Annotated in this window: 17 protein-coding genes and 1 pseudogene; 5 read left to right on the forward strand and 13 right to left on the reverse strand. The window is 56.8% G+C overall.

The annotated features are described in order from the left end of the window. Window positions 1-9: 9 nt before the first annotated feature. Genes I9187_RS16010 through I9187_RS16025 form a run of 4 tightly spaced genes read right to left on the reverse strand, consistent with a single transcriptional unit; the run spans window position 10 to window position 6,322 of the window. Window positions 10-1,251 carry an FAD-dependent oxidoreductase gene (locus tag I9187_RS16010; protein ID WP_209940245.1) on the reverse strand — a complete coding sequence of 414 codons (1,242 nt, stop codon included), beginning with the start codon at window positions 1,249-1,251 and terminating at the stop codon, window positions 10-12. After that, window positions 1,252-2,277 (reverse strand): Ldh family oxidoreductase, encoded by a 1,026-nt coding sequence (locus I9187_RS16015; protein ID WP_171180612.1) that lies wholly within the window; start codon window positions 2,275-2,277, stop codon window positions 1,252-1,254. Between the two features lie 56 nt (window positions 2,278-2,333). Further along, the gene (locus tag I9187_RS16020; protein ID WP_171180609.1) at window positions 2,334-3,854 is read right to left on the reverse strand and encodes a trimethylamine methyltransferase family protein; all 1,521 of its coding nucleotides are present in this window, start codon (window positions 3,852-3,854) and stop codon (window positions 2,334-2,336) included. 14 nt (window positions 3,855-3,868) lie between these two features. Then, a complete protein-coding gene (locus tag I9187_RS16025) occupies window positions 3,869-6,322 on the reverse strand; it encodes an FAD-dependent oxidoreductase (RefSeq protein WP_171238738.1) in 2,454 nt (817 codons plus the stop codon). A 230-nt stretch (window positions 6,323-6,552) separates the two neighbouring features. Between I9187_RS16025 and I9187_RS16030 the strand changes: the two genes are divergently transcribed. Both I9187_RS16030 and I9187_RS16035 read left to right on the forward strand, forming a co-directional pair. Continuing rightward, a complete protein-coding gene (locus I9187_RS16030) occupies window positions 6,553-7,461 on the forward strand; it encodes a LysR family transcriptional regulator (RefSeq protein ID WP_171180605.1) in 909 nt (302 codons plus the stop codon). A gap of 281 nt (window positions 7,462-7,742) precedes the next feature. Next, window positions 7,743-8,717: a LysR family transcriptional regulator gene (locus tag I9187_RS16035; RefSeq protein ID WP_171180603.1), complete on the forward strand. Its 975-nt coding sequence runs from the start codon at window positions 7,743-7,745 to the stop codon at window positions 8,715-8,717. Between the two features lie 33 nt (window positions 8,718-8,750). Here I9187_RS16035 and I9187_RS16040 read toward each other — a convergent pair whose 3' ends face one another. Then, window positions 8,751-10,274: a trimethylamine methyltransferase family protein gene (locus I9187_RS16040; RefSeq protein ID WP_209509784.1), complete on the reverse strand. Its 1,524-nt coding sequence runs from the start codon at window positions 10,272-10,274 to the stop codon at window positions 8,751-8,753. Window positions 10,275-10,464: 190 nt separating this feature from the next. Between I9187_RS16040 and I9187_RS16045 the strand changes: the two genes are divergently transcribed. Beyond that, window positions 10,465-12,900: an FAD-dependent oxidoreductase gene (locus tag I9187_RS16045; RefSeq protein WP_209940246.1), complete on the forward strand. Its 2,436-nt coding sequence runs from the start codon at window positions 10,465-10,467 to the stop codon at window positions 12,898-12,900. Between the two features lie 293 nt (window positions 12,901-13,193). After that, window positions 13,194-15,212, forward strand: coding sequence for an adenylate/guanylate cyclase domain-containing protein (locus I9187_RS16050; protein ID WP_209509782.1), 2,019 nt, complete (start codon window positions 13,194-13,196; stop codon window positions 15,210-15,212). A 579-nt stretch (window positions 15,213-15,791) separates the two neighbouring features. Here the strand turns inward: I9187_RS16050 and I9187_RS16060 are convergent. Both I9187_RS16060 and I9187_RS16065 read right to left on the reverse strand, forming a co-directional pair. Further along, the gene (locus I9187_RS16060; protein WP_171621402.1) at window positions 15,792-16,916 is read right to left on the reverse strand and encodes an amidohydrolase; all 1,125 of its coding nucleotides are present in this window, start codon (window positions 16,914-16,916) and stop codon (window positions 15,792-15,794) included. Continuing rightward, window positions 16,909-17,895: a pyridoxal-phosphate dependent enzyme gene (locus tag I9187_RS16065; RefSeq protein WP_348540117.1), complete on the reverse strand. Its 987-nt coding sequence runs from the start codon at window positions 17,893-17,895 to the stop codon at window positions 16,909-16,911. The genes I9187_RS16060 and I9187_RS16065 overlap by 8 nt, the downstream gene beginning before the upstream one ends. 104 nt (window positions 17,896-17,999) lie before the next feature. Between I9187_RS16065 and I9187_RS16070 the strand changes: the two genes are divergently transcribed. After that, a complete protein-coding gene (locus I9187_RS16070) occupies window positions 18,000-18,482 on the forward strand; it encodes an Lrp/AsnC family transcriptional regulator (RefSeq protein WP_171180715.1) in 483 nt (160 codons plus the stop codon). Between the two features lie 85 nt (window positions 18,483-18,567). Here I9187_RS16070 and I9187_RS16075 read toward each other — a convergent pair whose 3' ends face one another. The 6 genes and pseudogenes from I9187_RS16075 to I9187_RS16100 all read right to left on the reverse strand — a co-directional run bounded on the left by I9187_RS16075 (window position 18,568) and on the right by I9187_RS16100 (window position 24,336). Continuing rightward, the gene (locus I9187_RS16075; protein WP_171180590.1) at window positions 18,568-19,545 is read right to left on the reverse strand and encodes a CoA ester lyase; all 978 of its coding nucleotides are present in this window, start codon (window positions 19,543-19,545) and stop codon (window positions 18,568-18,570) included. Window positions 19,546-19,687: 142 nt separating this feature from the next. Further along, window positions 19,688-19,933 (reverse strand): annotated as a pseudogene (gene glyA, locus I9187_RS16080) (serine hydroxymethyltransferase); the annotation flags it as partial. 78 nt (window positions 19,934-20,011) lie between these two features. Further along, window positions 20,012-20,983 carry a D-glycerate dehydrogenase gene (locus tag I9187_RS16085; RefSeq protein ID WP_171180588.1) on the reverse strand — a complete coding sequence of 324 codons (972 nt, stop codon included), beginning with the start codon at window positions 20,981-20,983 and terminating at the stop codon, window positions 20,012-20,014. Then, window positions 20,983-21,870 (reverse strand): succinate--CoA ligase subunit alpha, encoded by an 888-nt coding sequence (sucD, locus tag I9187_RS16090; protein WP_171180586.1) that lies wholly within the window; start codon window positions 21,868-21,870, stop codon window positions 20,983-20,985. Before sucD ends, I9187_RS16085 begins: the two co-directional genes overlap by 1 nt. After that, entirely contained in the window at window positions 21,870-23,066 is a 1,197-nt protein-coding gene (locus I9187_RS16095; protein WP_171180584.1) for a malate--CoA ligase subunit beta, read from the reverse strand. Before I9187_RS16095 ends, sucD begins: the two co-directional genes overlap by 1 nt. Window positions 23,067-23,094: 28 nt before the next feature. Beyond that, window positions 23,095-24,336, reverse strand: coding sequence for an aminotransferase class V-fold PLP-dependent enzyme (locus tag I9187_RS16100; RefSeq protein ID WP_171238741.1), 1,242 nt, complete (start codon window positions 24,334-24,336; stop codon window positions 23,095-23,097). Window positions 24,337-24,508: the final 172 nt, after the last annotated feature.

A 24,508-nucleotide genomic window follows, 5' to 3' on the forward strand; every position in this document is an offset into this window, starting at 1 on the left:
GCGCCTGGTTCAGGAAAAACGATCAGGTGAAAAAGCCTTTACATCGACATGAAGTCTCCGCCCAGCCGTGTTATCTGCCACCAACCGGGCGGTGGTGGCAGCCAAAGTCAGCCCAAGCTGACCATGCCCGGTGGCGAATTGGACGTTGTCCAGACGATGACTGCGCCCGATGATCGGTCGCGTGTCCGGAGTGAAGGGGCGATAGCCGACGCGACGCTCGGCAACGTCCGTCTTCAGGCCGGGCAAGATCCGATGCGCCCGTCGCACAAGCACATCCGCCCGGTTCCAGTTTGGTGCTGCGTCCAAACTGGCGAACTCGATTGTACCCGCGACAGCCAGAGCTCCGTCATACGGCGTAACGCCGAACCCGCCTTTAGGGTAGAAAATCGTGTGTTTCAGCTCCACACCCGGATCTGACAATGCCGTTGAATACCCTGCCACACCCTCCAGTCGAATTGGTACGCCAAGATCTTTCGCCAAGCCTTTGGATCGTGCACCCGCAGCCAAGACAAATTGATCTGCAAAAAACTCAGTTCCGTCGGTCAGTTTAACCGATTGCACCTTTCGGCCTTCGCGGTCGAACCCTACGGCCCCTACCCGTTTTACAGTTCCGCCTCGTTTCAAAAATGTCTGGTGCAAGGCTTCGACCAGGCGTTTAGGGTCCGTCACATAACTCCAGTCCCGCAACACCGCCGCATATTTGAAATCGGGCGCTATCGCTGGGTCAAGCTCGTGTGCATCATGGCCCGAGATTTCATCAATGGTGCAGCCAAGTTCGCGCGCCAGATCAAAAGCCGCCCCCATGGTCGCATTGGCGGCATCATCGTCGAACAGCTTGATGACGGGTCGCTCTATCAGCATTTCAGGTTCGCCGATGTCCTGCAATTGCGCCTTGAAATCCGCGGTGGCCGAGAATGTCAGCCGCGCGAGATCAGAGGCAATGGCACGCATTTTTGATGGGCGGGCGTTGGCGGTGAACCGTGAGAACCACGGCAATAACTTCAACGCTGAACTTGGACGCAACGACAAGGGCGCTTCGCTGTCCAGCAACCACCCAGGTACTTTCAGCATCATTCCGGGTTGCGATAGAGGAACAATTTCCCCCACCGCAATACAGCCGCACGACGCCCAACTGGCCCCCTCACCAACGGTGTTGGGTTCCATAACCGTGACCTGGTGCCCCTCTGACTGAAGCGCCAGAGCACAGGAAATGCCGACGATACCGCCGCCGACAACCGCAACTTCTGACATTTAAAGGCTTTCCTGCTGAATTTCATGCAGCTGTGACAGCAACTCTACGCTGACAACCACGCCTTTTTCCTGCGCAGCGGCGCGATTTTTCAACCGTCCGTCACCTGGAACGCGAGCCGTGCCGTTGCCGTCGATTTCGGCACATATGCGTTTGACGTAGTCGTCAAAACCCGGGTTCCCAAAGCGCGTGGGATCAATCGCGATCAGAGTGGAGCCGCCTTTGATGTTCAAAGCGCCGTGCTCCACACGTTTGGCATTGTCTACTGACAGGGTGCCACCGGCCAGCGCCGCGCCTAAAACTTCGATCAGAAAGGCAATCGCGGCCCCTTTATGCTCGCCAAAGGGCAACAGGCTGCGGGTCTCGAGAATGGCATTCGGATCGGCCGTAGGTTGGCCATCCGGCGCCAAACCCGCCGGGCGGGGCAGATCGTGCCCTTCGGCCGCCGCCATGCGAATATCCATAAGCGCAACCATCGAAGACGCCTGATCCCAAACAATCGGCTCAGCCCCTTCACGCGGGCACGCAAATGACATCGGATTGGTCCCGAAAACCGGGCGCACTCCGCCTTGTGGCACCACCGTTGACAATGAGTTCACAACGCCCAGCGCCACCAGACCCGCTTCGGCCAGAGGTTCGGTGTCAAAACGCAGCGCAGCCAGGTGATGGCAATTGGCACAAGTGAAAGCGGCAATGCCGTTTTCTCGGGCCATGGCAATCAACTCGTCCCGCGCCATCCCCGCTGCGAGTTGATAGTACCCGTTGTCGCCATCCCCGCGCAAAACACCGGGCGCAATACGCTCAACCTTGGGCGACGCCGCCGGATTGGCATAGCCAGAAGTAAAACTTTGAACATAAACCGGTAGCATGCGCAACCCATGACTGCGGGGACCGTCCCGTTCGGATCGGGTGACGATATCCGCCAGAACGGTGCTGCCTTGCGCATCCATACCCGCTGCCACAAGGATCGATCTGGCCAATTCCCTGACCTCTTCGAGTGAGAGCGTCTTCGTCGAGATTTCCGTCATTGGGGTGATCCTGTCCTTGTGTGGTTCAACGGGGCGCGTCAGCGCCCACGTCAGGGTTAACTGCTGTATTCCCGGCGCTTTTTGGCAACAAACTCGTCCAGCGCACCGCGTTGATCGTCAGGCATCGGAGGCTGCACATAGTTGTCCAGCATACGCCGCGCGGCTTCATTGCCAACAACCTCTGCCGTCTTCGAACCTTCGGCTTCCCACTGTTCAAAACTGTCGTTGTTTTGCAAGTGATTCATATGCATCGGGTTTTCACGCGTGTGGTCCGTACCCAGGAAATGCCCTCCGGGGCCGATCCGGGCGATGTCGTCTAGCAACAGATCCAGGTTTTCCTCTTGAAGCCCACTGAAAAAGCGATGGAAATTCTCAAGCTGCATGGTGTCCTGCACCCATTTCGAGTAGCTGACCCCCAACGCCCCTTCCAGAAAACCGGCAGAGTGCACAATGTAATTCGCCCCGCCAAGCAGCACGGGCCACATCGTGTTGGCCGTGTCAAAGCCGGCCTGCATGTCGGGTGACTTTGACCCGGTCCACATGGTGCAAGTCCGCCAGGGCACCTGATAGAACCGCGCCATCTGACCCACCAACAGGTTCATCAGACCCGGCTCCGGCGACCCCATCATCGGCGCGCCGGTTTTCATCGACACACCCATGATTGCCACGCCCAGAACCATCGGCGCGCCGCGTCGGATGATCTGGCTATAGGCCATGCCCGCCAAGGATTCCGCAATCAGCAATGCCACACCACCCTGCGGGCTGGCCGGCGTTGAAGCCCCCGCCAAAACGAAAGGCGACAGCAGGCAAGGCTGGTTGGCCGCAGCATAAACGCGCAAGCTTTCCAGCATGGTCTCATCCCAGACCAGCGGCGTGTTGCAGTTCAGCAGCGCAGCCATCACTACGTTATTGTCTACAAACTCTGCGCCAAACACGATCCGGGTCATGTCCACCGAGTCACGTGCTGCCTGCTCTGACAATACCGAACCTTTGATCGGCTTGTCCGTCAGCGTCAACGCCGCATGCACAAGCTCAAGATGGCGCTGCGGAACCGGAACATCCTGCGGTTCCACCGGCAGAATACCCGGAACCATCATCGACTGGCTCATCTGGCTCAACTTGAAGAAGTTTTGCGCATCCTCCAACTGCGAGGGGCGGCGCACGCCGTCAAGATCATAGACAAAAGGTGCGCCATAGGCGTTCGCGAAGACCGAGTGTTCGTTACCCACACGCAAAGACCGCTCTGGGTTGCGTGCCGCATAAGCCCATTCTGAAGGTACTGACGAGATCAGGTCCATCAGCATGTCGCGCCCGATCCGGACGCGCTCGCCCTGCACATCTGCGCCGTATTTTTTCCAGTCCGCCAAAGCCACCGGATCGCGAAATTCAATGCCGGTGGTTTCCAGAATGGTCATTGCGGCATTGTGAATACGCTCGACCCCCTCGGGGCCAAGCAGATCGATCGGCCCAATCTTGCGGTTCAGGGTCGGTAAATAGACCGGGGGTGGGTTGGTGCGGGCCTGAACGCGTGCCGCGCGCCCACCGCCACGGCTGGACCGTCCTCTTGCTTGTGCCATTTCAGCTCTCCTTCTCAGGCCCGGGCGCGTGCGCTGGTCGGGTCAACAGCGCAGATGTCGATCACCTCGGCATCACGCATTTCATTGTGGATCAGCACCTGCATTGTCGTACCCGGTGCGGTCATGCCCTGTGGCACCAGGGCCATCGCGATGTCGTGGTTGCAGTAGTAGGAAAATCCACCCGACGTGACGCGCCCGATCAGCTTGCCATCGGCATAGACGCCTTCGTCAAACATGACTGAGGTATCGCAGAACGGCAGTTTCAGAGTCACCAGCGTGTTGTAACCACCCTCTGCCTTTTGCTTTTGCAACGCAGCCTTGCCGATGAATTCCCGCTCGACCACCTCGCCATTGACTTTCTCGGTCATGGCGACAAAGCGGCCCAGATCAGCTTCGTAGGGTGTCATATCCTTGCAAATCTCGCGGTTGATCGCCCGATAGGATTTCTCAAGCCGCATCGACTCCAAGGCTTCCAGGCCAAAGGGCTTCACCCCAGCCTTGAGAAGCAGATCGACCAAATGGCGGTTATATCCGACCGGGTGGTGCAGCTCCCATCCCAGCTCGCCGGTATACGAGACGCGCAGCAGATTAACACCTTTGGCATAGCCCACCTCACCCATCTGCGCAGACAGCCACGGGAAAGCTTCGTTCGACAGGTCGTTGTCCGTCAGCGGTTGCAGGATCTCACGAGCTTTCGGACCGGCCAAAGCAATAACGCCCAGCTGTTCCGAGATATCCTCCATCATGACCGAGCCATCCTTGGGCAGCAGGCGCTGCAACTGATCCCAGTTGTACGCTCGCCAGTTAGGGGTCGAGATCAGATAGAAATCATCCTCGGCATATCGAACGATGGTGTATTCCGCATCCATACCGCCCTTGTCGTTCAACATCAGCGACAGGGTCATGCGGCCAATCTTCGGCAATTTGTTGGCCATCAGACTGTCCAGCCATTTTGCGGCACCGGGGCCGCGCACGGTGAACTTGGTCATCGGCGACATTTCGATGAACCCGGCCTCTTCGCGGGTCGTACGCACCTCGGCCTGTACCAGTTCCATATGGTTGGTGCGCCGGAAAGAGTGCTCGGGGATCGCCTCCTCGGGGGATTTGGCAAACCACCGGGGGAACTCGTATCCGTTGAAGCTGGTCCACACCGCGCCGTGCGCGGTTAGCAGATCATAAGACCCCATGGTTTTCATCGGGCGCGCGTCCGGGAAGTCCTCTCCTGGAACATGCGCGTCCATATGGGTGCCCCAGGTCTCGCGCACCTTGTCCATGGTCCAGCGTTTCGAAGCGTAGTCGGAAAAACGGCGTGGGTCGAGTTCGGACATGTCCATACCCGGATCGCCATTTACAATCCATTGCGCCAGGCGACTGCCGACTGTCCCGCCCCACAAAATACCTCCCGGCATCCCTTCGGCCAGCCACAGGTTTTCATGCCCGGGGGCAGGGCCCGCCAAAGGCAATTCGTCCGGTGTCATCTGGAACGGGCCGCGTGTGTTGGCCTTGATACCAACCTCGCCCAAAGTCGGCACACGCTCGATGGCACGCTCCCATTGGGTTTCCACCGCGTCGAAATCCTCAGGCAGCAGATCGGCGCCGAAGTCGGGCGGCACACGGTCTTCGGCAAACAGCTTGAGGTCTTTGGTGAATTCGTAGGGTCCAAACTGAATGCCCCCCACATCCTCGCGCAGATATGCACCATAATCCTCGTCGCGCAGGATCGGGAATTCCGGCAGCCCCTGTGCACGACGCTCCTTCAGCAGCGGCACGGTCTCGGTGGTCCAGTATTGGTGTACGATTGGAATACATGGCAGATCCAGCCCCACCCGCCGCGCGTTTTCGCGCGCGTAGTTGCCAGTGGCAAAGATCAGATGCTTACAGGTGATCTCACCCTTGTCGGTGGTCACTTTCCAAAGCCCGTTCTCCAACTTTTCGTAAGACTGCGCTTCGGTGTTCTGATAAACTTTCGCCCCTGCATCACGCGCCAGTTTTGCCATCGCCATGGTGATGTCAGCGGGGTTCACATAGCCGTCTTCGGTATGCAGGATACCGCCCCGGATGTGTTCAGACTGATTCAGCAACGGATGAACCTCGGCCACCTCTTCCGGAGTCAACAGCTTACACGGCACACCAGCGGCCTCGGCGATCGAGATATAAGACTGGAACTCGTCCCAGCGCTTTTCGGTGTTTGCAACGCGCAGCTGACCGACTTTCCGCAACCCGACCGAGCTGCCCATCTTTTCCTCGACCTCGGTATAGATGCGGATGGTTTCCATCGTCATCTTCGACACATTGTGCGAGCGCACGAAAGTCACTAGCAGACCGGCCGCGTGCCAGGTCGAGCCCGAGGTCAATGTCGTCCGTTCCAGCATTACGGCATCGGTGCACCCATGTTCGGTCAGGCCGTACAGGATCGAGGCTCCGACACACCCGCCCCCGACAACAACCACTTCTGCATGTGACTGCATTTGAATTCTCCTCTTCCGTTACGCGCCAAATCCCGGCCAACGTTGTCCCGCCGGGCGGGTACTCGGTTTGACCGGGACACTGTGCAACACGTGCTTCTTTGGCCAAATCATCGCGTTCATGGGCGAGGATGGCAATTGTAAAAATTTTCACTCTGGGCAAATTCAGCTAATGCGAATAATCCTATGACGAGGAAAATAACTTAAAACTGCAAGATACAGGTCAGATCACCTTGCCCATTGGCCCATACGAACTGCCGCCGCTCAGCTCACTGATCAGTTTTGAGGCCGCGGCACGCCATGTCAGCTTTAAACAGGCCGCGACTGAGTTGAACGTAACGCCCGCCGCCATCAGCCATCAGGTCAAAGCGCTGGAGGTCGAACTCAATTGCGCTTTGTTTCACCGCCACCATCGAGGGGTCGAGTTGACCGAAAGCGGAGCCTATCTGCTGGTAGCGCTGCAACGCGGTTTCGAAGGCATCAGCGAGGCGCTCAAGCAGCTGCGCTCACAATACGATCGCTCCGGTGTCACGATCCGATCCAGCACGGCCGTCAGTTCGCTATGGCTGACACCGCGACTGGCGCAATTCTGGAAAAGCTACGGGCATATCTCGGTTACTCAGGTTGTCACCGATCTGGGGTATGACACACAAAAGTGCGACATCAGTATCCGTTACGGCGATGCCTCTCGGGAACGCGGTACAAGTCAGGTGCTGTTTCGGGACCGGATCATGGCTTTGGCGAGCCCTCAGTTCGTCCGGCAGCACAAAATCGACCAGTTGCAGGACCTGTCCAAAGTCCCGCTTATACATCTGGACGCACCTGGCACCGATTGGACAGGTTGGCAGGAATGGGCTGCCGGCCTTGGATATTCAGGGTCGCTTAAATCGGGGCACAGGGTGAACAACTACACCATTGCCCTGCAAGCTGCACAGGATGACATGGGTGCCGTGCTGGGGTGGGAAGGCCTGACCGCAGGCTTGATCACATCCGGCAAGTTGACCAAGCTTTTACCGCAGACACTGTCAGCCCCGCTTGATTTCTACGTGGTGCTACACAACACCTCATCGGATCGCGCCGCCTTGGTTTTCAACTGGTTGGTCGAGGACTCCGTTAGTAGATCAAATTTCAACGAATGTTGATGCTTTGGCCCCACCAGGCCCGCCAGAGGGCGGTTACCGCCGGATCTGCGAACCGCAATCAGCAATAGACCAAGTCAGGGGCACCAGAGGCGAAACCGCAAGGCGATCCAACTTCTTGTTTTTGCACACGGCCATGAGAAAAACCAAGTCGGCTGTCGTGAAATGGGTTGCTGAGTTTTCCGTTGGCCAAAGATCATCGAATTGCTGCGAAAAATGGTAACAAAACTTGTATACTTTCGAAACAATAGGCCACTTTTTTCAAACATGCCGGAAAGACCGATATGCCCCGCCAATCAGCCGCCAAAGATCTCAGTCTCAAATGGTTGGAACTTTTCCAGATTTGCGCACACCAGGGATCGCTTCAGGCAACCGCAAAACAAACGGGATTGACCATCAGCACGGTCTCGCATCACCTGCGCAATCTCGAAGATCATCTGGGGGTCGAGCTCTTCAACCACTCTCGCAGGCCCATGGTTCTGACACCTAAAGGAGAGGTGTTTCTGCGCAATATTGACGAAGCCCTGTTCGCCATTCGCAAGGCCAAGGCCGAGGCGTCTGCCGGAAGCATAGCCGAGGCAAGTTTGCTGCGGGTTGGGTCAATTGAAGATTTCGACAGCGACATCATGCCCGAACTGGCCGTTTTCCTGTCGCAGTACATGCCAAGTTGCAATTTCATGTATCAAACGGACTCGAGTCACACGATCATAGAAATGCTGCGCAACAGGCACCTTGATCTGGGGATCACGACATCTCCGACTGAACGTGCGCGTGACCTGCAGGAGCGGCCTCTGCTGCGCGATCCGTTTGTTGTGGTCTTACCACGAACGTGCGAGGACCCAGTGGAAGACATCGTGGACGGCCGCAGTACCCTGCCTTTTCTGAAATTCTCAAGCAACCTGATCATTGCCCGGCAAATTGAGTCGCAGATGCGCCGCCTCGGTCTGTCTTCTGTTTCGAACTTCGAATGCAGCAACAATCAAACACTGATGGCAATGGTCGCGGCGGGTGCCGGATGGACCATTACGACGCCTTTGTTGTTTTCCCGCGCCAAACGGTTTCAAAATAGCCTAAGCATGCATCGTTTTCCCGGTAAGAGTTTCGCGCGCACATTGGCCATCGTCGCAACACCGGATTGTTCCAGATCGCTGCTTGAACTGGTCGACCAGAAGATGCGCAATCTGATCACCGAGCACGCTATCTCTCATCAAACCCAGAGCAAGCCCTGGCTGGCCGAAAGCTTCCGACTTCTCAGCTGACTGAATTGCTCATTGTCAGATAATGCCCAAGTGCTACGGGTGCAAAATATTGAACCGATCGCGAATTTCACGCTCTTGCTCGGGTGTCAGATAGTGTGGGTTGTGTACCGTCAGGATTTCCCGCGCTCGGATCCGGGCACGTGCCCATGCATCCTGAGCCCCGTTTTCTGCCCATGTGCGCGGCTCATCACGGTCGGCAAGTGACGGATAGAAATAGTCCCGCTCCATCGCAGCATAGGTGTGTTGACCGCCTAGAAAATGGCCATCGCCCAGAACCGCATCGCAGATCGCATCGAACCCAAGGTTTTCATCACTCACCTCGATCCCCCGCAATGCGCGGTACGTGTTCGAGTGCATTTCGTCATCCAGAACAAACGCTTCGAAACTGGACCCCAATAATGAGGCGGTCATGCCTGAGCTTTCATAAATCAGATTGCCTCCGGCCAAGGCAGCCGCCATCGAGGTCAGGCCTTTCTCCATACCATACTGGGCATCAATGGCCTTAGCATCGGTCATCGAACACGCAATGCCCGAGGGCAGGCCCAGCCAATTCGACAACTGAGCTGATGCGGCATTCAGCACCGCCGTTTCGCCACTGCCGCCTGAGAATGCGCCAGTGCGCAGGTCGATGACCAGCGGCCAGTTGGAGAATACCATTGGAAATCCTGGCCGGATTGCATGCACCATAAGCAGGCTGGCCAGCGTCTCTGCAAGCGATTGCGCCAGGAACCCGGCCAGCGTGGCCGGTGCAGTCGCCCCCGCCTGTGCCGCGGTAATACAAGAAATCGGGATATTGTGTCGAATGCATTCATAAACCACATCCACCGCATCCTCACCGTAGCGCATGGGTGAGATCATCGGGCTGATATGTGCCTTCATAAATGGTCGCTTGGAAAACTCGCCCGGGCCACCAGCTGCAATGTCCAGCATCTCGACAATTGGGGCCACATACTCGGCCAGCGTGAACGATGTTGCCGTTGGTTTGGTTGTGTTCTTGATCAACGCAAATGCGGTGTTGACGTCCAGATCGAAATTTTCGGGCACATCAGTGGCAACACAACATCGCGTGTACCAACTGACATTGGCAAGCGTGTCCTGAAGCCGGGTAAAGTTGTGCAAGTCGTTCAGAGTTGAAGGCCGATAAGTACCGCTGTCCAAGTCCAGTGTCTGCACAGCGGCTCCACCTGTACCGAAATAGACCTTGTTACCGCCGACCTCAATTGACCGCGCAGGATCCCTGCCATGAAGCGTAAAAGTCTTGGCCGCTTGGTCGATGGCTTCATTCACCAAAGCCGGTGGAAACAACACGCGCCCTTCGCCATTGTCGATCGCACCCACCGCCAGAAGATCAGCGTGCAGGCGCTCAGGCACCTCGCCCAAACCGAGCTTTTCCAGAAGATCCAAAGCTGTGTCGAAAATCCGGTGAAGGTCTGTGTCACTCAGCGGCTTGTAGACGCCGCCGATTTGTCCCGGCGGACAAGGATCAATCGCGGGCTTTGACGCACGTTGAGCCATCCGCTCGCGTCGACCCCCCCGCTTTACGCGATGCCCTGCCATGCTTGCTCCTTCGACCGTGTTTTAAGCGGGAAAGAAGAGGCTTAAACTTCGACAATTCAACAACCTTGCACTTAATGCGAAACAATCGAAGTTAAAGTTCGATATGTTATGAAAAAAACTGCGCCATATTGCGACTTGCACCAATATACGGGCCTATCTCCGCAAACGATTTGTCGGAGGCACGCGTCACATGAAATCCCGTACCAAGGTTGTTGTCATTGGGGGTGGCATTGCGGGCTGTTCCACGCTTTACCATCTGACCCAGGAAGGCTGGAGCGACGTCGTTCTGGTCGAGCGCAACGAGCTGACTAGTGGCACAACCTGGCATTCAGCGGCGCAGGTGACCAACTTTGGTATGAACCAAACCATGGTCGGCCTGAAAACGCATTCGATTAATCTGTACAAGAATCTGTCTGAAAACCCGGAATACCCAATCAACTATCACCACGCCGATGGCGGTATCCGGTTGGCTAATACCGAAGCGCAAATGCAGGGCTATCGCCATTTTGCGTCAATGGCGCGGGGCATGGGGGTGGAATTCGAGGTTATCGACGCCGAAGAATGCGCCCGCCGTCATCCTCTGATCTCAACCACCAACCTGCTTGGTGGACTATGGGATCCGCTGGACGGCGATATTGATCCTGCGCAACTATGTCAGGCTCTGGCCTATCACGCGCGCAAAGCGGGGGCTGAAGTCTATCGCAATACACCTGTAACCGCCCTGTCTCAGCACAAAGACGACACTTGGACCGTTCACACTGAACAAGGCGACATCGACTGCGACATCGTCGTCAATGCTTGTGGTTACCGTGTCAACGAAGTGGGTGCGATGATGGGTGTCCATCACCCCGTCGCCTCGATGGAGCATCAGTACTTCCTGACCGAAGACATCCCCGGCATTGCAGAGGCCGGACACCGGATGCCGCTGCTACGATGCCCAATCAGCGACTACTACAGCCGTCAGGAAAAAGGCGGACTGCTGGTGGGATTTTATGAACAGGACTGCAAGCCCTGGGGCATGGACGGTATCGATCCAAACTTTGTTAATGCGCTCTGCCCGGATGATCTGGATCGGGTCATGGATGTGCTGGAAGGCGCGTTCGAGCGGATGCCCGCCTTGCGTGAAACAGGCATTCGATCGGTCGTGAACGGCCCGATCACCTATACAATCGACGGTGCACCGTTGGTTGGGCCGATACCGAGCAAGCGCAATGCTTTCTGCATTATCGGCTTGCGTGCCGGTCTTGGCGAAGGCGGCGGGCACGGTTCGCTGCTGGCGCAACAAATCGTGCATGGCGAGGCGTGTTACGACACCTGGTGTCTCGATCCGCGCCGCTTCACCGGACATGCCAATGTAGAACTGACCTCGCTTAAGGCCATCGAGGACTATCAGAATGAATTCCGTTTCCATTTCCCACACGAACACCGACCCGCAGGTCGCCCCGCCAAAACGACGCCGCTGACGCCAATTCTGGCAGCGGAAGGCGCCGAGTTTACTGTGGTGAACGGATGGGAACGGGTGGATTACATCAAACCGTCGCCCGATTTTCATCCCAGCCTCACCTTCAATTTTGACGAAGCCTTCAACGTCGTTGCAAGCGAAGTTAAGAACGTGCAGGAGAATGTCGGCCTGTGCGAAGTGAATGGATTTAACCGGCTGGAAATCACCGGGCCTGATCGCCATTCATTTCTTTACCGGTTGTTCTGTGGCAACGTCACCAGGCGTTCAGGCCGTGTCGGTCTGGGCTATCTTTTGAACCATCAGGGCATGATCAAGGGCGAGGCCACAATCGCCAACATTCCAGCCAGCGATCGTGGGCCAGACCGCGTCTGGTATGGATCGGCAGCTGCAAGTGAATACCACGATATGGATTGGCTGTCCCAGCATCTGCGCGCGGACGAGGATGTGCAAATCCGGTCGATGACCAATGACCAGACGATCCTTGTTCTGGCAGGCCCCAACGCGCGTAACGTCCTGTCCGCCTGCGCGCGTGGAGATTGGTCGAAAGAGGCCTTCCCGTGGCTCTCGGTTCGCGAAACCTTCATTGGCTTTGCCCCGGCCACCGTCATGGGCATCAGCTTTTCGGGCGAGCACGCTTATGAAATCCACGTCCCAAATGCCTCGCTTTATGCCGCTTATCTTACACTACGTTCAGCCGGTGAGAGGCATGGTTTGAAACTGTTCGGCGCGCGTGCGGTTGAATCTATGCGTATGGAGAAAGGTTTTTTGCACTGGAAAGCCGATCTGCTGACCGAGTTCGACCCGTTTGAGACAGCGCTGGATCGCTTTGTCAATTTGGACAAAGGCCAGTTTGTTGGCAAAGACGCGCTGCTGAAACGCAAGGCCAGCGGCCCAAAAAGATCGTTGGTGACGCTGAAGATCGACGCCATACACGCCCCGGCCCACGGCGGCGCATCGCTGATGGAGGGCGACACAGTTGTTGGCACCATCACATCCGGAGATTGGGGTCATCGCGTCGGGATGAACCTGGCTTACGCCTTCGTAACCCCCGAGTTGACCAGTCCAGGCACCACAATGAACTTGGACATGTGCGGAGATATGGTCGCGGCAGAAGTTATACCTTTTTCACCCTATGATCCGGATTTCTCGCTCATGCGCAGTTGAGGATGTTTAAAGCCTTCTTCGCGTCTTCTTTCTTGCCATAGCAGGTCCTGTTCCGGCTGAGGTGCAAGCCCAGCAAACCCCTGAAACCGTGGAAAGCCTGCGGCAAGTGCCTGCCTGCCCCCCCTTAAAAACCAAAGAGGTCGAAAACCACTCAAACTATTCAACGGCAAGTAAACAAGTTGGCATATCCTGCTCAACCGTCTGGAAACCGAAGGGGGCAGACACTAAGCTGAATTTGACCCTTTGGCATAGCAATTGAACCGTCTGCCGCCATGGGCTGTTGTGGAGCTAGAATGCGTGTCAGCGTAGGGATCGCCGTATCTATACTTGTTGCCCTGTCGATTGGCGTGTCAACTTTTGTGGTGCATTCCCTGTGGTGGACAACAGCCCGCGAAAACAGCCGCATGCTGTCGGCTGAAATCAACAGCCAGATTGCCAACACCGTGCGCATCGAGCTTGGGCTAACTCTCAGATCTGCCGAGGCCGCATGGGCCGCTGTCCGCACGATTTTCATCCAGGATGTCATCCAGACACGTCAGGCCGACAAACGCGAGTTCGTGTTCCTTTCGCAGCTGCAAGCGCAGCCCAATATCTCGTGGCTTACCTTTGGCTGGCCCGATGGCAACTTTTTTGCTGCCCACCGGCTGGGTGACAGCGGGCTGGAGATGATGGAAATCGACAAGAATATCCGTAACCGAATGCTGCGGAAGGATCGGTATATTTTCATTCCCGGTGACATTCAGTTCGAAGAACGGAGCTTTACAGAAACCGAATACGACCCACGTGAACACGCTTGGTACAGCAACTTCATAAGCCGCAGCAAACCGGATTGGATCGAGGTTCGGGATCTGCCCGGCAGCGACAAAACATTATATGCCTTTTCCGGGCCCATCGACGTACGCCGACAACGACAGGGCGTGTTGACTGTTGCGATTGATACGGATCGCCTGTCACGCTTTCTGGGCTCACTACGTCCTGGTGAGTTTGGTGCGGCCTTTATCATCAACGCCGACGGCAAAGTCATTGCGGTACCGGATCCCGAAGCCGACGAAATCACGCCAGCCCGAATGGGAGAGGGGGAACTATACGAGGTTGCCAAAATCTCGGGTGAAAGGCTGATGGCCGACGCGGACAACAAAACACCAGGCCCTGTGACGAAACGGATCATCTATGAGGATGTGCCCTATGCGGTGGCGCTGACACCTCTTGGATTCTACGGCTGGCGGGTAGCCACAGTGATTCCGGAATCCGCGTTCCTGTCGGGGATCGACAAAACTCTGATCAATCTGGTTTACATCTTGCTTAGCGTCGTTGTTGTCGCGATTGGTCTGGCGATCTGGTTTGTGCGCCACGTCGTCGCGAACCCACTTTCGCGTGTAGCCGAAGACCTCAGCCGAATCGAACAATTTGACGTTGAACAGGTCTCGCGCAGGCCCTCGCGCCTGAAAGAGCTTGAAAACCTGTCCGCCGCGACCGCCAGCATGGCTGTGGGTTTGTCGGCCTTCCGCAAATACGTACCGACCGATCTGGTCAGGATGCTTGTGGCGGAAGGCATCAAGACCCAGCCGGGCGGTGAGCCAAAACAGATCTCCGTTTTATTTTGCGATGTGTCCGGGTTCACGGGACTGACCGAAAAACACGGCCCCAAAATCGTTGAACTGATGGCGCCCTTTTTCAGCGCCGCCTCATCGACAATAGAACGCCACGACGGGACGATCGACAAATTTATTGGCGACGCGGTGATGGCCTTCTGGGGCGCACCAAAGCAGAACCCAAAACACGCCGAACACGCCTGCCGTGCCGCGCTGGAGCTGGTGGACGTGGTCGAGAATTCCAGCCTGCAGAGCCAGACCGACAGCGCGCTTCATGTTCGCATCGGGCTAAACAGCGGCGAGGCTCTGGTCGGAAATATCGGGTCCGAGCAACGGTTGAACTATACCGCAATCGGTGATGTTGTGAATGTCGCCAGCCGTCTGGAAGGGGTCAACAAAACTTACGGCACTGCAATCATTATCGGCCCGGAAACACGGCGCGAGGCGGGCGATGCCATCGTCGTGCGTGAGCTGGAGACGGTTGAGATACAAGGCCGGTCTGAAGCTCTTGTTGTGTTTGAGTTGATCGCGATGGCCGACAATTTCGAAGGATCACACGACTGGATCGAAGCGTACGAAGACGGCTTGTCCCATTTCAGGGCCAAACGTTTCACCGAGGCAATCCATGCGTTTCAAACCGCCGACACCTTGCGTGGCGGCGACATGGCATCGCGATCAATGATCCAACGCGCAACTATGCAGCAATCTGGCCTCTCTTAACCCGGGCATACGCATTAGTTTTCGCCGGCATCACAACCGTGGATCGGGCTTTTCGGACTTCAAAACCGGAAGTAAAGGAACTTTGTGAAAGCGACAGTTCGCGATAAGACGCAAGTGCTCATGCCACCAATTCTATCGCACGGCACGGTACGTGGGGAGATCGCCAACCTGAAACACGGGTTTTGGCTATTGGTGCGCCAGGTGCTTTGTCTGAACATCCTCTGACCGACACACTACCGGAAACGGCATCAGCAGCGGTGTTTGAAATAGCTTGGCTGATTCCAGACACATGTAAAACCTTCACCGACCGCAGCGCCGTCACCGGCAGATCGTCTGGACCCATACGGCTGCTGGAGGAAACTGCACGGAAATAGGTGAACTCACGATCATTCGTGCCATGCGTTACAAAGTAAGCACCAATGTGCGCATCCGAGACCTGGCGAACAGTCGACGTATTGATGCCTTCTGCTGTCCAAAGGTCAATGAGCGAGTTTCCAAACGTGTCTGACCTGATATGTCATTCTCTGAACTTCAAAACAAAACCGACAAAGGATCACCAGAAGGGCCACTGCGTCAGGCTCAAAAACCGCGTTGCGCAAGGTTGGTCCAGAACGCAATTCCATGTCGGATCGCGTCATCGTTGAAATCATATGACGGGTTGTGAAGCGGCATGGCGTTGTTCCCGTCCAACCCGTTTCCCATCAGAATGAACGCGCCCGGTCGGTGCGCCAGAAACTCGGCAAAATCCTCCGAGAAACCCACCCGACCGTATTCAGCGTCAACAGAACCAACATCGCGAGCTGCGCCCAAGATTACCTCGGTGGCCCGGGTATCATTTACCAAAGGCTGGAACGACGTTGAATAATCGACCTCCGCCGCCACCTCTTGCGCAGCACACACACCATCAACGATGGCGCGCATTCTGCGCTGAATGTTGTCTGAGACGTCTTTGGAAAACCCCCGGCAATCCCCACGCAAGGTCACATTACTCGGCAGGATATTGCGCGCGCCGTCTGTCAGGAACTCAGTAACTGAAACCACACCATGTTCGCCGGGAGGAAGCGAGCGCGATACAATCGACTGCAAGTGCAATACAATCGCAGATCCCGTCACGATCGGATCAACGCCCTTCTCTGGCATGGACGCGTGACCCCCCTGCCCCTTAAGGCGGATTTCAAAATTATCCTCGAATGCACAGAAAGGTCCTGCCTGAGTGGCGAAGTGGCCCAGCTCCATTCCCGGCATATTGTGAAGCCCAAAAACTGCGGTCATAGGAAAGCGTTCGAACAAACCGTCAGCAATCATCGCAGCGGCCCCATTTCCGTTCTCTTCATCCGGCTGGAAAACAAAGTGAACGGTCCTGTCCAACGATGTGTCCGCAGCAAGGGCCAAGGCAGCACCAAGCAGCATCGTGCTATGCCCGTCATGACCGCAGCCGTGAAACTTGCCCTCTGTTTTTGACCGGTAGGGCAAATTGGTCATCTCGTGAATCGGCAGCGCGTCCATATCGGCGCGAAACCCGATTGCGGTCTCATCAGGACCACGGCGCAAAGTGGCAACAACCCCGGTCCGACCCACGCCTCGGGTGACCTCAAGCCCAGCGCGCTCCAACTCGGCCGCGATCAAATTGGGGGTCCGGTCAAGGTCGAACCCGGTTTCTGGATGGGCATGAAGATCACGACGAAACGCAACAAGATCAAGCATCAGAAACGCCCCCTTCGGACAAGATGACCAATGGCAAATCATCGTCGCCCTCAAGGCAGGCGGCAAGCCCAGCCGCTCCGGATGGCGTGGTCGAGAAACCCAAATCAAAGGCGCTGTTTACTGCGTTCTGAGCCTGTTGGTCACTGATTGTAACCCAATCGTCTGCACAGCGCTTTAAGATATCCAAAGCCAACATGGATGGCGTTTTGCAATCCAAACGCCCCATATTTGAAACGGGCCCTTCAACCGTAAGGATTTCTCCGGCTCGGGCGCTTTCCTTCAGACAGGGTGCAGCATCTGGTTCAACCACTGTGATCTTTGGCTGCACCGGCCAGTTCGACCGGATCATATAGGCAATGCCCGCGGCCAGCCCACCAACGCCCGCCTGCAGGTACACGTGGCTCGGCCAATTTGCGGACACTTCTAAATCGTTGCGCATTTCTTCAGCAATGACAGTATAACCCTCCATCACCAATCGCGGAGGCTCGGTATATCCCGGCCACGACCCATCGGCGAGGTGAATGGCACCGGTTGCTTCGGCGTCAGCGACGGCTGCGGCCACGCTTGCCTCATAGTCACTGCCGGATCGAACAACATCTGCGCCTTTCGCCCGAAGACGAACAGCAAACTCTTCGGGGACTGTTTCGGCAAGATAAATGCGCGCCGTTGCACCAAAGAGCTGCGCGCCAGCGGCCACGGCCATGCCGTGATTGCCTGCGCTGGCGCACACAAAAGTCATCGATCGCGCCACATCTTTTACGGGATCGCTCAGAAAGGCGCTGGGTGTCAAAGAACGACCAACACGCGCTTCGATCAGCTTGGCAACAGCGTAAACACCGCCCAGAGCTTTGAACGCGCCCAGGCCCATCCTGTTGGTTTCATCTTTGATCAGGATCGTTCGCCATTGGAAACTGCGGGTTTCTAACGGGCTTGGTTTATAAGCTGGACATTCCGCCAGCAACGCCAGCGGCTTTGCCACATCAAGTTTCTTACTGTGTTCCATGATCAGAGTTTTACGCACAAGCTGCGATCTATTATGGTCACATTTGCCGATTTTCCGGGAAACTTTTTCACATCAAGGAAATCTTTGTGAAACTCGACCAATTTGACCGCAGCCTGCTGCACCTGATGCAACGTGATGCCAAAATGGGGCTGGAGGCGCTTGCATCCGAAACAGGCTTATCGGTCGCATCCGTTCAAAGGCGTCTGAAGGCGCTCAGAGCTTCTGGTGCTATTCACTCGGAAGTGGCAATTGTCGACCCGAAAAAACTGGGCGTTGCAATGAGCTTCGTTGTCATGGTCGAATTAGAACGCGAACGCCAGGATCAGATCGACGCTTTTTCGCGGCAGGCGCAGGCAGAGCCAAGGGTGCAACAGTGCTATTACATCACAGGTGATGCGGACTTCTGCCTGATCTGTGCGGCGCGTGATATGGATGATTTTGAAGAGCTGACCAAAAAGTTGTTTTTCGACAATTCAAACGTTCGCCGGTTTCGAACGTCAGTTGTGATGGGACGCAAGAAAGTTGGCTTGGGCATTCCTGTCAAAGACAATGGCATGGACTGATGAAGCGCCCCATTCTCGCTTCATCGAAGTGGCAAAGACCAGATTTTTCGTTTGGGCAACTGTTCTGGCCTTTGCCTAATCGCTCTTAAGCTGCGGCAATCTGGCTTGCTTTCTCAACCAGCACTTCCGCTTGGCGGATCGAGGCATAGTCGATCAACCGACCATCCAGAGAAACAGCACCTTTCCCATCCGCTTCCGCCTCGGCCATGGCGACAAGAATGCGCTGCGCCTTGGTCACTTCGGCGTCGGACGGCGACATAACTTCGTTTGCCAAAGCAATCTGGCTGGGGTGGATTGCCCATTTCCCTTCGCAGCCCAAAACAGCGGCGCGCTTGGCGGCAGCTTTATAGCCGTCAGGGTCCTGGAAATCCCCGAATGGACCGTCGATGGGCCGCAGCCCGTTGGCGCGTGCGGCCACGACCATGCGCGCAAGCGCGTAGTGCCACATGTCGCCCCAATGTGTCATACGGCCTCCATCGGGATCCGCATCCGTCAGAACTGAATAATCGGGGTTCACACCACCGATGATGGTTGTCCGCGCACGTGTCGACGCCGCATAATCGGCGACACCAAAGTGAAGACTTTCGTTGCGCTTCGAGGCAGCGGCGATCTCGCTGACATTTTGCATGCCCAGCGCAGTTTCGATGATGTGCTCGAACCCGATGCGCTTGCCATAGCCCTTGGCGTCCTCGATTTGCGTGACCAGCATATCCACGGCATAGACGTCAGCAGCTGTTCCGACCTTGGGGATCATGATCAGATCCAGCCGCGTGCCAGCCTGTTCAACAACATCCACCACGTCGCGATACATGTAATGGGTGTCCAGCCCGTTGATGCGCACCGACATGGTCTTGTTGCCCCAATCGATGTCATTCAGCGCCTGAATGATATTCTTGCGCGCCTGTTCCTTTTCGTCAGGCGCGACAGCATCTTCCAGATCAAGGAAGATGACATCCACATCCGATTTTGCCGCCTTTTCAAACATTTCGGGCTGGCTACCGGGAACGGCAAGCTCGCTGCGGTTCAGACGCGCTGGGGCTTGTTCAATGGGGTGAAAGCTCATGTTTTGGTCCTTCTTCTTACTAGTTCGCATGGATCGGGAATCGTGCGCAAAGCTCTGCGACTTCGGCTTTGACCTTGGCTTCGACAGCGCCGTTGCCGTCTTCACCATTCGCGGCCAGACCGTCGACCACTTCGATGAACCAATCGGCGATGAAGACGAACTGGCTACCGCCATAATAGCGCCGACCGGAATAGCCTTCGGCGTATTTGTTGGTCATGACCGAGCCCTGCGCCTCCATCACGGCGGCAGAGACGATGTTCTCAGAGGCAATCAGCTCGATCTCGTCGCGCTGACGGCCCAGTTCAGATGTGATCGAGCCAAAAAGCTCAGGGTTGCGGTCAGACAGGGATTGGGTGAAAAATCCATCGGCACGTTGCGGTGCATTCAAAAGTAAATCCTCCGGTGGATGGCGGCGACGCGGCCACCGTGGGCCGCATCGGCAATTAGCCTCAGGCGCGCTGGCAGGTCAGATCACCCGATCGCGTGGCTCTCGGCCTTCGAAGAAATCGCGCAGGTTATCGAGTACACGGAACCCCATCGCCTCGCGTGCCTCGCGCGTGGCGCTGCCCAGATGCGGCAGCATCACAAGGTTGTCGCATTGCAGAAGATCCGCACAGATACGGGGTTCACCATCGAACACATCCAGTGCTGCACCGCCGATCATGTCGAAAGCCAGCGATTGAACCAGCGCCCGTTCGTCGATGACTTCACCACGCGCCGTATTGATCAGGAACGCGTCGGGTTTCATAAGGTCCAGCCTGCGCGCATTTATCAGGTGGCGGTTCGCAGCCCCGCCGGGGCAATGAAGTGAGACGAAATCGCATTGCGGCAACAACTCATCAATCGACCCAACCTGAGTAGCTTTGCACCGCGCCAATACAGCCGGGTCCACCGGGCTACGATTATAGACCAGCACGTCCATGCCAAAGCCGTGATGCGCACGGCGGGCCATTTCCTGACCGATGCGCCCGTAGCCGATGATGCCAAGCGTCTTACCGCTGACCTTGGTCCCCACCAGATGCGTGGGCCGCCAACCGGTCCAGTTGCCGGAACGCAGCTCGCGTTCACCCTCGCCCGCCCGACGCGCCACCATCAGCAGCAGGGTCATGGCGATATCTGCGGTGCATTCTGACAGAATATCAGGCGTGTTCGTCACGGTCATACCCAGCTCGCGGGCGGACGGCTCACAGATGTGGCTGTAGCCCACTCCATAATTGGCAAGGATTTTTGTCTGCGCACCAGATACGTCCAGCGCCTCGGCGCTGAGCGTGTCGGTTACCGTTGGCAAGACCGCGTCATAGGATTTCAACGCCTGCCGGATTTCGGACGGGGACAAAGGTTTGTCCCCGGTGTTCAGCACGGTGTTATAGTTCTCGGCCAACTGCGCCTCAACGGCAGCAGGCCAGCGACGGGTCACAAGAACCGAAGGTTTGACCATCACGCAGCCTCCATCACACGCGCAATTGTTTCACCAATTACGGCAGGGTTTTCCGCCACGGTCACACCAGCGGCAGACAGGATTTCAACCTTCTCGCTAGCGCTTTCGCCAAAGGCCGAGATGATCGCACCCGCGTGGCCCATGGTCCGCCCTTTCGGAGCGGTCAGACCTGCAACGTAGGCGATCACAGGTTTGGTGATGTGGTCACGGATGTACTCTGCCGCCTCGGCTTCCTGCGGGCCGCCAATCTCACCAATCATGGCGATGACATGGGTGTCTTCGTCTTCTTCGAACCGTTGAAGGATGTCCTTGAACGAAGACCCGTTGATGGGATCGCCCCCGATCCCGACGCTGGTCGATACACCAATTCCGCGTTCTTTCAGCTGCGCTGCGGCCTCATAGCCCAGCGTGCCCGAGCGTCCGATAATCCCCACATGCCCCGGAAGGTAGATGTGACCCGGCATGATCCCCAGCAAAGCTTTACCGGGCGAAATCGTGCCCGCGCAGTTCGGACCGGTCAGAACCATACGTTTGTCTTTGGGGTAGCGGTACATGTAGCGTTTCACCCGGATCATGTCTTGCGCTGGGATACCGTCGGTGATGCAAACGCAGTACCGGATACCGGCATCCGCTGCTTCCATGATCGAATCTGCGGCAAACGGAGGAGGAACAAATACAAGGCTGGCATCCGCGCCGGTCGCCTCAACGGCTTGTTTGACGGTGTCAAAAACCGGAACGCCTTCGACGGTTTCGCCGCCCTTGCCGGGAACGACGCCGCCTACGACATTCGTGCCATATTTCAGCATGTCTTTGGTGTGAAACCGCGCCATCCGGCCGGTGATGCCCTGTACTATGACACGCGAGTCGCGATCGAGAAGAATGCTCATTACACAGCCCTCATCTTGGTGCCTTGGGTAAGGTCGTTTTTCCATGCGCCTACAGCGCGTTCTGCTGCTTCCATCAGTGTTGTGGCGCGGATGATCGGCAGCCCGGACTTGGCAAGGATCTTCTGGCCCTCTTCGACATTGGTACCAGCGAGCCGGACAACGACCGGAAGGTCGATATCCAATTCTTTCAGCGCCTGAACGACGCCCTCGGCCACCCAATCGCAGCGGTTGATGCCTGCGAAAATGTTGACGAGGATGGCCTGGACATTGGTGTCCGACAGAACCAGCCGAAACGCCTTGGCGACCCGTTCTGGCGAAGCACCGCCACCGATATCAAGGAAGTTTGCGGGCTCACCACCGGCCAGCTTGATCGTGTCCATAGTTGCCATTGCCAGACCGGCACCGTTGACGATGCAACCGATGTTTCCCTCCAAACCCACGTAAGACAGCCCCCGGTCCGCCGCGCGACTTTCGCGCGGGTCTTCCTGGCTTTTGTCGCGCAGCTCGGCAATCTGCGGGTGGCGGAACAGAGCGTTGTCGTCAAAGCTCATCTTTGCATCCAGCGCCAGCACCCGGTCGTCACCGGTGATGACCAACGGATTGATCTCAACCATGGTGGCGTCCAAGTCGCTGAACGCGGCGTAGCACCCCTGCAGTGTGCGCACCATCTGCTGGATCAGCTTGGGTTCAAGACCAAGCTTGAACGCAATTTCACGCGCTTGGAATTCCTGAAGCCCGACCGCTGGCTCCACAATGGATCGCACGATGCTGTCCGGACGGTCGGCCGAGATATCCTCGATTTCCATCCCACCCTCTGACGAGGCGACAATCATCACCCGCTGGCTGGATCGGTCCAGAACAAATCCCAGATAAATCTCGCGGTCAATAGGCACGGCCGCTTCGACATAGACACGATAGATGCCTTTGCCTTCGGGACCAGTCTGATGTGTGACCAGCTTACGACCAAACAGGTCATCGCAGGCCTGATAAATCTCGTTCTCTGTATTGCACAGCTTGACCCCTCCGGCCTTGCCGCGCCCACCGGCGTGGACCTGCGCTTTGACGATCCATTTGTCACCGCCCAGCTCGCGCGCCCGATAGGCCGCCTGTTCCGGGCTGTAGGCAAGCGCGCCAGCAGGGACGTCCACCCCGAAATTGGAAAGAAGTTCTTTCGCTTGGTATTCATGAATATCCATCTGCAATCCTCCCGTTCATGCAGTGTGGTTAAGCCGCGATTGAAGTGCCGTAACGGCTTTCAAGTAAAGCCTCGATCGCATCCTGATCGACCTCCCCGCCCAGCTCGCGAAGGGCTTCGGCAAACAGGCGTATGATCCGGCTGACCGCGTCCCGGTTCAGCTGATTGAGGATTCCGATCCGCACCTGTACCGGAGCGCTGAGAGTCGGCCAGATGCCAAATCCCCGTGCACGGCAGTTCTGGACCAGCTCCATCTCTCGCCCCGCCAGTTCCGGTGGCAGGTTCAGAACAACAAGGCTGGGCATGTCCGATGTCACTTCGCAGCCCATTTCGATCACCGCATCGCGCAGAACCTTCTCATGGGTGCGGTAGGCCATGGCCCGCTTTGCCAGGCTTTCTTGCAGGGTCAGTCGCAGGGCTTCGTGGAACGCCGCAACGGCGTATCCCGAATGCGTCCGGTGGTATGTGCCTTTTTCTACGTCTTGCCCATCGACAATGCCCCAATGGCGCGCTTCAAAGATCGGATTGTGAACATAAGAATAAGCGCCAGACGCCTTCAAACTTTCGACATAAGCATCCGTAAAGCTGACTGGCGCATAAGTCAGCGGCAGGCAGCACAAACCTTTTTGCGGGCAAGACGCCCACCCGGCGACACCGGGGTAATCATCAATCGAAAAGTCATCGGCACCCAACGACGACACCGCGTCGATCAGACCCATGACACCATTGCGTTCACAGGCGTCCGAAAAGCCGCGCAGATCATTGACACGCCCGGATCCGGTTTCCCAATGCGCCATGAAAGCCCATTTGGGCTGGTGCTCAGACAAAGCAGCGTCAACCAGTTCACCTGTCACCGGCTGACCGTGCGGAACCTCGATCACGGTGACACTGGCGGCTTGTGGGTCAAGCGGGTTGGATGCGTGTTCTTGAGGTGTAGCTGCCTTGATCCGAAGGGTCAGAGCGTCGATACCCGAGAATGTCCCGTTGGCAAACGCCACGACCTTGTCGCCAGGCATGACGGCAGAGAACATAGCGTCCAGAGCGCTCCAACCGGTGCCTGCGACCGCAAAAGTATACGTGTTGGACGTGCCCCAGATTTTCCGCAGCATGTGTTTGCACTCGATCATGCCCCGCAGAACGTCACCTTGCATGTGATCCGCTACGCCTGCGCTGCTGAAGGCGCGCAGGACACGGGCGTCGGTGTTGCCCGGTCCCGGGCCAGCGGCCAAAGTCTCGGGGATCTCAAGAGGAGGGAAAATCTGAAACGTCATTGTCTGTCATCCTCGGCGTTGGTCGGGCTCTTGGACCCGTCGTGTTTCGTTGCCGGACAGAAAACGCCGCCTTGCGCAATGACGCAACGTAACTTACTACTGCTTTAGGATGGCCAAAAGGATGGGGAATTTCCCACCCGAATTGGTAAAAATACCAAGGTATACTGAGTTT

This window comes from Ruegeria sp. HKCCE4148, assembly GCF_017872495.1.
In the GTDB taxonomy this organism is placed as follows: domain Bacteria; phylum Pseudomonadota; class Alphaproteobacteria; order Rhodobacterales; family Rhodobacteraceae; genus Ruegeria.

Excerpts from the sequence above, each read along its gene's own strand:
- I9187_RS16010 (WP_209940245.1), bottom strand. The coding sequence starts at position 1,251 with ATGTCAGAAGTTGCGGTTGTCGGCGGCGGTATCGTCGGCATTTCCTGT.
- I9187_RS16015 (WP_171180612.1), bottom strand. The coding sequence starts at position 2,277 with ATGACGGAAATCTCGACGAAGACGCTCTCACTCGAAGAGGTCAGGGAA.
- I9187_RS16020 (WP_171180609.1), bottom strand. The coding sequence starts at position 3,854 with ATGGCACAAGCAAGAGGACGGTCCAGCCGTGGCGGTGGGCGCGCGGCA.
- I9187_RS16025 (WP_171238738.1), bottom strand. The coding sequence starts at position 6,322 with ATGCAGTCACATGCAGAAGTGGTTGTTGTCGGGGGCGGGTGTGTCGGA.
- I9187_RS16035 (WP_171180603.1), top strand. The coding sequence starts at position 7,743 with ATGCCCCGCCAATCAGCCGCCAAAGATCTCAGTCTCAAATGGTTGGAA.
- I9187_RS16040 (WP_209509784.1), bottom strand. The coding sequence starts at position 10,274 with ATGGCAGGGCATCGCGTAAAGCGGGGGGGTCGACGCGAGCGGATGGCT.
- I9187_RS16045 (WP_209940246.1), top strand. The coding sequence starts at position 10,465 with ATGAAATCCCGTACCAAGGTTGTTGTCATTGGGGGTGGCATTGCGGGC.
- I9187_RS16050 (WP_209509782.1), top strand. The coding sequence starts at position 13,194 with ATGCGTGTCAGCGTAGGGATCGCCGTATCTATACTTGTTGCCCTGTCG.
- I9187_RS16060 (WP_171621402.1), bottom strand. The coding sequence starts at position 16,916 with ATGCTTGATCTTGTTGCGTTTCGTCGTGATCTTCATGCCCATCCAGAA.
- I9187_RS16075 (WP_171180590.1), bottom strand. The coding sequence starts at position 19,545 with ATGAGCTTTCACCCCATTGAACAAGCCCCAGCGCGTCTGAACCGCAGC.
- I9187_RS16085 (WP_171180588.1), bottom strand. The coding sequence starts at position 20,983 with ATGGTCAAACCTTCGGTTCTTGTGACCCGTCGCTGGCCTGCTGCCGTT.
- sucD (WP_171180586.1), bottom strand. The coding sequence starts at position 21,870 with ATGAGCATTCTTCTCGATCGCGACTCGCGTGTCATAGTACAGGGCATC.
- I9187_RS16095 (WP_171180584.1), bottom strand. The coding sequence starts at position 23,066 with ATGGATATTCATGAATACCAAGCGAAAGAACTTCTTTCCAATTTCGGG.
- I9187_RS16100 (WP_171238741.1), bottom strand. The coding sequence starts at position 24,336 with ATGACGTTTCAGATTTTCCCTCCTCTTGAGATCCCCGAGACTTTGGCC.